Source organism: Calditrichota bacterium, from assembly GCA_014359355.1.
Classification (GTDB): domain Bacteria; phylum Zhuqueibacterota; class Zhuqueibacteria; order JANLFK01; family Oleimicrobiaceae; genus Oleimicrobium.
In genome coordinates this window covers 1-5979 of record JACIZP010000116.1, presented here as the reverse complement: position 1 = coordinate 5979, position 5979 = coordinate 1, and the positions used below count along the sequence as shown (strand labels likewise).

The 5979-nt window shown below is 60.5% G+C and carries 7 protein-coding genes; all 7 read right to left on the bottom strand.

All coding sequences use genetic code 11. The features are described 5' to 3' along the window. The coding region (locus H5U38_04790) for a PDZ domain-containing protein (GenBank protein MBC7186339.1) at positions 1-820 on the bottom strand (820 nt) is incomplete at its 3' end. A 32-nt stretch (positions 821-852) separates the two neighbouring features. Further along, positions 853-1467, bottom strand: a complete 615-nt coding sequence (locus H5U38_04785) for a dTMP kinase (protein MBC7186338.1) — start codon at positions 1465-1467, stop codon at positions 853-855. A 10-nt stretch (positions 1468-1477) separates the two neighbouring features. Continuing rightward, a complete protein-coding gene (locus H5U38_04780) occupies positions 1478-2797 on the bottom strand; it encodes an MATE family efflux transporter (protein MBC7186337.1) in 1320 nt (439 codons plus the stop codon). 55 nt (positions 2798-2852) lie between these two features. Further along, complete coding sequence (locus tag H5U38_04775; GenBank protein ID MBC7186336.1) at positions 2853-4169, bottom strand: inositol-3-phosphate synthase; 1317 nt, start codon at positions 4167-4169, stop codon at positions 2853-2855. A 31-nt stretch (positions 4170-4200) separates the two neighbouring features. Beyond that, positions 4201-4572 (bottom strand): aspartate 1-decarboxylase, encoded by a 372-nt coding sequence (locus H5U38_04770; protein MBC7186335.1) that lies wholly within the window; start codon positions 4570-4572, stop codon positions 4201-4203. Positions 4573-4676: 104 nt separating this feature from the next. Beyond that, complete coding sequence (locus tag H5U38_04765; GenBank protein ID MBC7186334.1) at positions 4677-5282, bottom strand: CDP-alcohol phosphatidyltransferase family protein; 606 nt, start codon at positions 5280-5282, stop codon at positions 4677-4679. 24 nt (positions 5283-5306) lie between these two features. After that, a partial coding sequence (rsmI, locus tag H5U38_04760) for a 16S rRNA (cytidine(1402)-2'-O)-methyltransferase (protein ID MBC7186333.1) occupies positions 5307-5979 on the bottom strand: 673 nt, incomplete at its 5' end.

The following is a 5979-nucleotide window of genomic DNA, read 5'->3' as shown; positions in this document are numbered from 1 at the left end:
CATCGCTCTTGTTCCGCCCTTTGGTGGACACAATCAGTTCACCCTTGGGAACGAACACATTGGCGACTTCAACAGCGGCCTCCAAGAGCCCACCAGGATTGGAACGAAGGTCAAGAATCAGCTTCTTGGCCCCTTGCTGCTTCAATTTGGTGACGGCGCGCTCCACCTCTGTCCCGGCGTTACGCCCAAAACGCGTCAAGCGCACAAATCCCACGTCGCCATTGATGATGGTGGCGCAATTGATGTCCTCGACGGTGATGACATCGCGGATGAGGCGGAAAGTCAGCACTTCGGAAACGCCTTCGCGGCGGATTTTCACTACCACCTCCGTGCCCGGCTCGCCCCGCAACAGGGAAGCGGTCTCTGAGATGGTAAGGTCCTTGGTGCTCTTGCCGTCCACCTCGATGATCTGGTCACCTTCCCGGATGCCGGCACGGAATGCCGGCTTGCCGTCAAAGGGCTGCTCCACCACCGTGGCCCAACCGTTGCGCATGCCGATGCGCATCCCTACGCCGCCGTACTTGCCTGAGGTGAGGATCTCGATCTCGTCGTCCTCCTCAGCCTTCAGGTACACGGTGTACGGGTCGAGGCGCTCCAGCATGCCGTCGATGGCGGCCTGCACACACTTTTCTGGGTCGACCTCCTCGATGTAGCGCTGCACCACGGACTCGTACACATTGCTGAACAGGAGGATGCTTCTGCGCAAGTCTTCGTTGTAGTCCGGTCCGCGGTTGCCCACCACCGTGGAGAGCCAGCCGCTGACTCCCACGGTCACCAGGATGAGCGCCACGATGAGGAGAACTTGCTTTTTGGTGCTCATTATGCACCTCCACACAAGAGAACCACGCGCAACTACCCCACCACCACTGCCGTCACCAGTTGCCGAATCTCTTCGGCGATGGTGCCGACAGCTCTATCGCCTTGAACAACTTTCACCCGATCTGGTTCCGCTCGCGCCAATGCCAGGTATCCCTGCCGCACCCGCTCGTGGAATGCACGCTCCTCCTGCTCCAGGCGGTCCAGGGCGAGGCGTCCTTTTCTTTGCAGCGCCACCTCGACGTCCAAATCGAGGAGGACGGTCAGATCAGGCACCAGCCCGCAGGCGCCGATGCGATTGGCCTGCATCACCGTAGCTAAGTCGAGCTGGCGTCCGTAGCCCTGGTAGGCAGTGGTGGAGTCGTAGAAGCGGTCGCAGATAACCACCTTGCCCTGGGCCAAAGCTGGTTTAATGCACTCCTCCACCAGCTGCGCCCGCGCTGCCTCGTAGAGCAACAGCTCCGTCCACGGCGACATTGCCCCGTTGGCAGGATCCAGCAGAATCCGTCGGATCTGTTCGGCAATAGGGCTCGTCCCTGGGTCCCGCAGCAGGAGCACCGCACGCTGTTTCACCGTCTCGAGCCATTGGCGCAATGCCTCTGCCTGCACACTCTTTCCTGCCCCATCAATCCCTTCGAAAGTGATGAGCAGCCCGCTCACGTCACACCCTGTGCGCCACTTCGCCACGATTGCCGTGCAGGCGATGGTAGGTCACCGTCAACCTGGTCACCTCTCCCGTGCCGTGGACAGCCCAGAGCCCCACCAACCCCCACCCCAGCACGAAAGCCGCAGCGTAGTTCAGCCCGATCTCGAAGATCAGCACCGAGACGATCGTCAGCCACATGAGGAAGCGGAGGTCGCCCGCGCCGCGCAGGCTCCCGGCCACTGAACCCAAGAGAGCCTTGGGAATCTGGGCCAGAGCGAACACGTAAATGGCCACCGCTCCTTTGGCCAGCACCGCGGTCTCGCGTCCCGTCAGGAAGAGCGCCATGATTTGCCTACTGAACAGGACGAGCAAAACGGCAACCGTGATGACGAACGCGAAGGTCACCAGCATCGACAGCCGCGCCGTGCGCAGAGCCCGCACCTGGTCCCCTGCTCCCAAGTCCATGCCCACTAAGGTCATGGCGCCCAAGCCAAATCCCATGTAGGCCATGGACAGGACCGCCTGCACCCGCACAAAAACCGCGTGCGCCGACAGCGTGGCCAACCCCAGGCGCGCGGCGTAGCCCATCACGAACAGGACGCCCACCGAGGTGGCAAGCTGTTCCACCGTGGTCGGCACCCCCGTGCGGAGCAGGCGACGAAACGTCTCGCCATCGGGCCGCAGCAGCTCCCGCAAGGGTAATCGGAGCCGCCCATGGGGGCTGAGCAACAACCCAAAGGTCAAGAAGAAGCCCACCGAGTGCGCAATACCCACGGCCAGGGCAGCACCGCGCACTTCCAAGCGCGGCAGCCCGAACCAGCCGAAAATGAGCGACGGTGCCAACGCCAGATTCAAACCGTTGACCACCATGTTGATGACCATGGAATGGCGCGTGTCGCCGCTGCCACGGATGATCCCCACCCCAATGAAATTGGTCACAATCAACGGCGCAAAGAAAGACACCGTACGCAAGTAGGTGACGCCGGCCCGCTCCGCCGCAATACCTGCCTCCTCTGCCCCTGCCTTGCCAATGAGCTTGAACAGGTGAATTGCCCCAGAATACCAGATCACGGCAAAGGCAAAGGCCATGACCACCCCAAGAAGCACGGTCTGGCCGAGGATATGGTTGGCCTCCCACTGATCGTTTCTCCCCAGAGCGCGGACGATGATGACCGAGCTGCCCACCACAAAGGTGAGGAGCACCGCGAAGAACACCACCACGATCTGGATGGCCATGGCCACCCCGGCAAAGGCCGCCGCGGACAACCTGCCCACCAGAATCGCCTCGATGGTCCACATGATGGTCTGCGAGGACAGATCCACCACGGCAGGCATAGCGGTCTTGAGAATACTTTTCAGGTGCGCGGAGCGATGCAAGAAGCGTCAGCCTTTAGTCGTAGTACTCAAGACCCAAGTGGGTAATGAGCTCCTCGCCGCGCAGGTAGCGCAAGGTGTTCTTCAGCTTCATCAGCTGGATGAACAGGTCATGCTCCGGGTAGAGCTCTGGGGCACACATCGGGCTCTTGAAGTAGAATGAGAGCCACTCCTGGATACCGTGCATGCCCGCTCGCTGCGCGAGGTCCATGAAAAGCACCAAGTCAAGCACAATAGGGGCGGCCAGAATGCTATCGCGGCAGAGAAAGTCCACCTTGATCTGCATGCGGTAGCCGAGCCAGCCAAAAATGTCCAGGTTGTCCCACCCCTCTTTGTTGTCGCGCCGCGGGGGGTAGTAGTTGATGCGCACCTTGTGGTAGAAGTTGCCGTAGAGTTCCGGGTAGAGGTCGGGCTGGAGGATGTATTCCAACACCGAAAGCTTGCTCTCCTCCTTCGTCTTGAACGACTCCGGGTCATCCAGCACCTCGCCATCGCGGTTGCCGAGGATGTTGGTGGAGAACCATCCATCCAAACCCAGCAGACGAGCCTTCAGCCCGGGTGCGATGATGGTCTTCATCAAGGTCTGGCCAGTCTTAAAGTCCTTGCCGGCGATAGGCACCCGCTTCTCGCGCGCCAGCTGGATCAAGGCAGGAATGTCCACTGTCAGGTTCGGCGCACCATTAGCAAACGGCACGCCGCTCATGATCGAGGCGTAGGCATAAATCATGCTGGGCGCGATGGCCGGGTCATTCTCCTTCAGCCCCTTTTCGAAGCTGGCGATGTCCTGATGGACAGCCGAGGGCCGCATAAAGACCTCGGTGCTGGCGCACCAGACCATGACCATGCGGTTCAGGCCGTGCTCGCTGCGGAAACGCTCGATGTCCTCCATGAGCATCTTGGCCAGATCGTACTTCGTTTTGGCCTTCTTGACATTGGGGCCATCGAGTCGCCGCACATAGTCCCTGCTAAAGACCGCTGGCCACGGCCGGATGGCAGCCAGTTCGTCCTTCACTTTTTCCAGGTCACTGAGCTCCAGGACACCCGCCTTCAGCGCCGATTCGTAGCAGTTATCCGGAAAGATGTCCCACCCGCCAAACACCAGGTCCCCGAGCTCAGCGAGAGGCACAAAGTCCTTGATCTTCGGAATCCGTTTCTCCGTGCGCTTGCCTAAGCGGATGGTCCCCATCTGCGTCAGGGAACCGAACGGCTTGCTGTGGCCATTGCGCACCAGTTGCACACCGGCGATGAAGGTAGTGCCTACCGCCCCCATCCCGGGCAAGAGCACCCCCAACTTCCCCTGCGGCTGCTTGATCTCAACTGGTTGCTTGCTCAAGACTCTCCCTCCTCGGCTAACACATGCGGTCCTACTTTGTCGAAGCCTTCGCTGGCCCCACAACACGGTTGCGTTCGTCGACGTGCACAATCTTCGTCTTGAAGGTGCGTGCCTCCTCCTCCGGGACCCAGGCAAAAGACAGCAGGATGACAAGGTCACCAGGATGCGTGTGCCTGGCAAGAGCACCATTGGCGCACACGACACCGGAGCCGGGTTCTCCCTCGATCACGTATGTCTCGGCTCGGGTACCATTGTTGAGGTTCAGCACATGGACCTTCTCGTTGGGAAGCAAGTCGGCTGCCTGCATCAGCAGGCGATCGATAGTCAAGCTCCCCTCGTAGTTCAGATTGGCGTCCGTGATGCGGGCGCGATGGATCTTTGATTTACACATCTCACGAAACATCTGTGGTCGTTGTTCCTCCTGTGTTATTTCCCGTGCGCAGGGGCACACACCAGGCAGTTGTGGTGACTTCTGCCCCTTTCCTGGATTTTGCTCTGGGCAGCACCCTACACACTCGACTTTTTCTCGCTGGCCCACACGTGGTACAGCCTCTGCCCGGCAGTAAAGTTCGACAGCAAGGCGATCACGAAAATCGCCCCAATGAGGGCGTACTCATGCGCAAGGCTGCCTGCGCCCAGCAGCACCAGGCGCTCAGGGCGTTGCATGAGTCCCACTTTGCACTCAAAGCCCAGGCCCTCGGCGCGGGCACGCACGTAGCTGACCATGAGCGACCCGGCAAGGGCCACACAGATCGCCACCGAGACCAGCAGCTGCTGATGAGCCACGAAGTAGAACGCCATTCCAAAAAAGGCGATTACCTCCGCATAGCGGTCCAAGGTCGAATCGTACAGGGCACCGAACCTGGTGACGCGGTTGGTGGCTCTTGCTACTTTGCCGTCCAGAGTGTCCAGCAAGCCGCAAAACAGCACCAGTGCCCCACCCCATCGCAAGTAGCCTTTGGCGTAGCACACGCCCGAGGCGGCGCCTACCAGCAGGCTGAACGTCGTCAACCAGTTCGGGTTCAACTTGAGCTTCACCAACCACCCCACCAACGGGTTGAGTCCGTTGAGGAACCCCTCTTTCAGCCTGGGCGGCAGGATAAAGAACTTCATTCGCCAAATAGTCCTTTCACTTTTTCACCTGGTGCTGTCTGCCTGGTGCTTTGTCCGGCCTTTGCCCTCGACAACCAACACCACCTCGCCTTTCACTTTCTTCGACTCGAACCTGCTCACCAGCTCACTGAGCGGTGCGCGAATGATTTCCTCAAACTTCTTCGTCAGCTCTCGGGCCACCACCGCTTGCCGGTCACCGAGCACCGCCAGAAGCTCGCGCAAGGTCCGCTGCAGGCGCTGCGGCGACTCGTAGAAGACGAGCGTGCGTTCCTCATTTCGGAGGCCCTCCAGCCGCGTCTTGCGCCCCTTTTTTGTGGGCAGAAAGCCCTCGTAGGCGAAGCGGTCCGTGGCCAACCCCGAAGCGACCAAGGCAGTTATCAAGGCCGTGGGGCCCGGGACTGCCTGCACGGAGATGCCGTTGGTGATGGCAGCACGCACCAAGTAGAACCCAGGGTCAGAGATACCCGGCGTGCCAGCGTCCGAGACCAAGGCCACGGCTTGCCCTTCTTTGAGGCGCTCAATCAGCTGCGGCGTCCTCTGCACCCTGTTGTACTGGTGGTAGCTTATCAGGGGCTTGCGGATGCCATAGTGCTGCAACAGGATACCGGTGTGGCGCGTGTCCTCTGCGGCAATGAGGTCCACCTGCTCCAGTACATCCAACGCCCGCAGGGTGATATCCCGCAGGTTGCCGATCGGC

Coding starts and splice junctions, on each gene's coding strand:
- H5U38_04765 (MBC7186334.1), bottom strand. CDS start 5,282: ATGAAGTTCTTTATCCTGCCGCCCAGGCTGAAAGAGGGGTTCCTCAAC.
- H5U38_04780 (MBC7186337.1), bottom strand. CDS start 2,797: ATGCCTGCCGTGGTGGATCTGTCCTCGCAGACCATCATGTGGACCATC.
- H5U38_04770 (MBC7186335.1), bottom strand. CDS start 4,572: ATGTTTCGTGAGATGTGTAAATCAAAGATCCATCGCGCCCGCATCACG.